This window comes from Pannonibacter sp. CBAS1226, from assembly GCF_055685825.1.
The window spans coordinates 1-3,450 of the sequence record NZ_JBVOUO010000028.1 but is presented as its reverse complement, the minus strand read 5'-3'; the positions used below and the strand labels follow the sequence as shown (position 1 = coordinate 3,450).

The 3,450-nt window shown below is 49.4% G+C and carries 6 protein-coding genes and 1 pseudogene; 5 read left to right on the top strand and 2 right to left on the bottom strand.

What is annotated here, in order from left to right:
• Together AC0CMF_RS25195 and AC0CMF_RS25190 are read right to left on the bottom strand one after the other, a co-directional pair.
• Nucleotides 1–139 (bottom strand): annotated as a pseudogene (locus AC0CMF_RS25195) (IS5/IS1182 family transposase); the annotation flags it as partial.
• A gap of 39 nt (nt 140–178) precedes the next feature.
• The gene (locus AC0CMF_RS25190) at nt 179–364 is read right to left on the bottom strand and encodes a hypothetical protein (RefSeq protein ID WP_472482573.1); all 186 of its coding nucleotides are present in this window, start codon (nt 362–364) and stop codon (nt 179–181) included.
• A gap of 331 nt (nt 365–695) precedes the next feature.
• Here AC0CMF_RS25190 and AC0CMF_RS25185 point away from each other — a divergent pair, with 331 nt between their 5' ends.
• From AC0CMF_RS25185 to AC0CMF_RS25165, 5 genes are all read left to right on the top strand, one after another.
• Nucleotides 696–812, top strand: coding sequence for a polymorphic toxin type 10 domain-containing protein (locus AC0CMF_RS25185; protein ID WP_082206184.1), 117 nt, complete (start codon nt 696–698; stop codon nt 810–812).
• Complete coding sequence (locus AC0CMF_RS25180; protein WP_122520751.1) at nt 809–1,105, top strand: Imm27 family immunity protein; 297 nt, start codon at nt 809–811, stop codon at nt 1,103–1,105. The genes AC0CMF_RS25185 and AC0CMF_RS25180 overlap by 4 nt, the downstream gene beginning before the upstream one ends.
• A 553-nt stretch (nt 1,106–1,658) precedes the next feature.
• Nucleotides 1,659–2,246 (top strand): DUF4304 domain-containing protein, encoded by a 588-nt coding sequence (locus AC0CMF_RS25175; protein ID WP_082206182.1) that lies wholly within the window; start codon nt 1,659–1,661, stop codon nt 2,244–2,246.
• Nucleotides 2,247–2,597: 351 nt separating this feature from the next.
• A complete protein-coding gene (locus AC0CMF_RS25170) occupies nt 2,598–3,188 on the top strand; it encodes a DUF416 family protein (RefSeq protein ID WP_472482572.1) in 591 nt (196 codons plus the stop codon).
• On the top strand, nt 3,166–3,450 hold the full coding sequence (locus AC0CMF_RS25165; protein WP_472482571.1) for a hypothetical protein: 285 nt from the start codon (nt 3,166–3,168) through the stop codon (nt 3,448–3,450). Before AC0CMF_RS25170 ends, AC0CMF_RS25165 begins: the two co-directional genes overlap by 23 nt.

Here is a 3,450-nt window from a genome sequence, read left to right as displayed (position 1 = left end):
CCTGAATACCATCTCTGTACACCCTGAAGATACCGTTCAGCCCGCGACGGTCGTCGACACGCGGCACGCCTCGCGGCTTGGTGGGTAGCAGTAGCTCAATCGCGCGCCATTCAAAGTCGGTCAAGTCATATCGGGTCATGCTAACGCTGAATCAGCTTTTGCCGTGCAGCGGAAGCCCTCAGTCACCGTTCGCAAATGCGCGCCGCAACTCCGTATCGCCCCCGGTCCACGTCGTGGCAGGGTCAAGCCTTAGGTCAATCCCCTGTTCGCGAGCAGCATCCCTTATCTGCCTGAACCAAGCAGTGTAAGGCCACTCGCGCGGCTTCGGAGTGTAAAGGCACCCACGCTCGGCGTCCCAATGAATATGTATGGGAAAGTCACTGTCTCTGGCTTCACCCAGAGCGCTCCGCTGTCGTCAATTCCCACCGATGCGACCAGGTCCGTCCGCATCACGCGTCTCCCAATGCATCATGCAACATGCCTCAAAATCTGGAAGATTTTAGGAGTTCACGACCTAGTTCCCGACACTTGACGATGCCCGCTCGAAAATGGATGAATAACATCAGAACTATAATCCCCCCACAGGGTAATCGGCAACAAATCACAGACATCCCTCATGAATGGCTCGTCGCGACTTCACGCTCTGAGCCAGATACGCCAGAAGCTCCTGCTCGGGCTGGTCCGGCGCATCACTTGTGTTTCGCGGCAATTCGGGTTTTGCAGGTGGAGAAGTAGCAGTTGGAGATGCAAGTGAATTTGTTGTCCCAAATGACTCAGTTCCTGTCGATGCTATTATCAGGATGGCTCAATGAGCATTCATGCAAATGAAGCTTCCTTGGTTGGTAAGTGGGTTTTCATTTGCGGACGCATGGCTCCAGACGAAACTTGCCTGCGTATTGAGAGCTTAACTAAAATTTATCTATATAAACTAGGGCATGATGAAAGCGGCTGGGATAGTCTTTTCATAGATCCACATGACGGACGCCTTTGGGAACTAATTTATCCAGAGAGTAGTTTGCATGGAGGCGGACCACCTGAACTTCGACATTTACCGGAGACACATGCAAGAGCAAAGTATGGGGCTATAGTGCCAGACGCAGTTTAATCAGATCATGTGCATTTACTGCTCACACTGATAGCTCTTTCTGAAGAATGCTAGCTCGTGGGCCATCTCCACGCTGGCGCACCGTCGGCGGCACATCCGTTGCAGAGCATTGCGCACGCATTATGCTGAACCTCGTCCTTGAAGATTTACGGCAGATTGGCGAGATCTCTGCGCCTCACGGGCCAACGGTCACAAACTCAACTGTCTCGCCCTACCAGCAATGCTGTTTGATGACGCATTTGCAGCGAATATCAAGATTGTTGCCACTGGACGCATATTGTCTGCGGGGAGATTCGGTGGAATTTTTGTCAGGGCACGCAGACGCACAAAGAACTTATTGAACGAGTTACGCAGAAACCTGGCTGGCAATCCGAGCCTCGGCTCGCAGGGAATGATGGCAAGGCTTATAAGCCTTATCACGTGACACCATGAAGCTGCACCCTTAAATCGAAGAAAAACACACCAGAAGAACGAGCAACATACACACGCGAACTCAAAAATAACGAAGATCAATTCGGCATATTTAATCTATCACTTATCATAGGCTCAAACCATGAATGCATCACACCTCATTAATTTGTTCGATCGCAAGTTAAAGCCCAAAGGTTTCCGACGAAAGAAGGCTACGTGGAATCGCGGGCGGGATGCGTTCGTGGAGGTGATCGATGTCCAGACCAGTAAAGATGGAGATTCCGTTACTCTAAACGCTGGAGTGCTGTCTCTATCGATTTACTCCTTATGCTGGGGGCGCGATGCGGAGCCGTTCATCGAAGAGCCTTTTTGCACGGTTCGCGCTCGTATCGGTCAACTGTTGGATAATAAGGATTTATGGTGGGAAGTAGGCGACACTCGCGCAATCGACGATATGACGGATCGTCTGGAGAGACAGATCTTTCCATTTCTTGAGCGCATGCGGTCATTGGGCGGAATGCGCGATTGGCTTGCGTCTACGGGTGTGCCTTCACCAAAAAGCCCACTACCGTCGCTCTGCTTTGCAGTGCTGCAATCGCAGTTAGGCGACATGGATAACGCATGTGCAGTTTTATCCGATTTGGAGCACAGGGCGCTGGGGGCATGGGGAGCCAAGGCGCAAGAAATTGCTGCGCGAATCGGCTGCAGGAGCAGGACAACAAGTGTTTGACCGCTGAGCGTTATCTGTCAGCGGGATATGCTCATGTTTCCGAGATGCTAAGCGAAAATGGTACCATATCGCTACTTATTAGGTGAGAGTTTCATACCCGCATTCGATTTCGGAGCCGAAACCTGCTCACGCAAATAAATCACAGCATACTCGAAATATAACTCGCGGAAATTTGCCATTATATATAAATTATGAAAATAATTTAAAATATGATTTAAGTAATAAATTAGATATCCAAACGAACGACAGACGCGCCGACCAGCAACGAGGCCTCATGTGATGTAAAGTTATGCAAGGGAATCAAAAGCACGCTATCAAGTTGCTTTAGATCTGAGTTTTTGAAGGATCTACATGTATAAGTTCGATGAAAATCTCCTTCTCGAGCAAATAACGCCGTTATCGTCGCAGGCTAGAGTTGCGTTTGCGGCCGCAGCGGCAACAAGACAGCTTGGAAATTATGAACGCTTTTCCCGTAACTTGAATCCTCAGAACGAGCTCATTCCCCGCAAAATTGTTACTCAATTGTGGGAAGATCTTCAGCTTATCCAAATTAGGCGCGCCAAGTGGCAAACAAAACTTGATGAAGTGATGGACTTGCTTCCCGAGGAAAATGACGATTGGATGATCGCTCATACTCTAGCCGACGACGCACTCTCATCTTTGGCCTATGCAATTCGTTGTTTGCTTATACCGGAACCACAAGAGGCCGTTTGGGCTGCACGGCGCGCTTATGAGGCTGCCGATCAAGCAGCAATACGAATCTTGGGTGTTCACCCCGGATCGCCAGACACAGAGCTTACAATCAGCATGCATGTCTTCGTGCAACGTGAACTTTCACGTCAGCAGCACGACTTATCCCTCCTGCGCAGGGAAGATATTAAGGCGGTGCATAACATTGCATTGACCAGCGATCTATTGAATGATTCTGAATTTTTTATTTGAAAATTTACCACCCAAGAACACGGAGAGTATTATTATGATCTCAGAAATATTCTCTATGACAAACTGTAACCTTGCCGTTCTACAAGCATTTGCTGGAAGTGTTGCAGCGGCTGAGGATGGTCCGCTTGTCACAACCTACACCTATGATGAAACGCGCAGAGGCGCCTTCAATACCGAGTGTAGTGAACTAGGAGTGTACAGAGATGGTATTCACCTGACAGTGCCGCGTTTTGAAGCGGTTTCAGGCGGCTCGGGTTTCTGA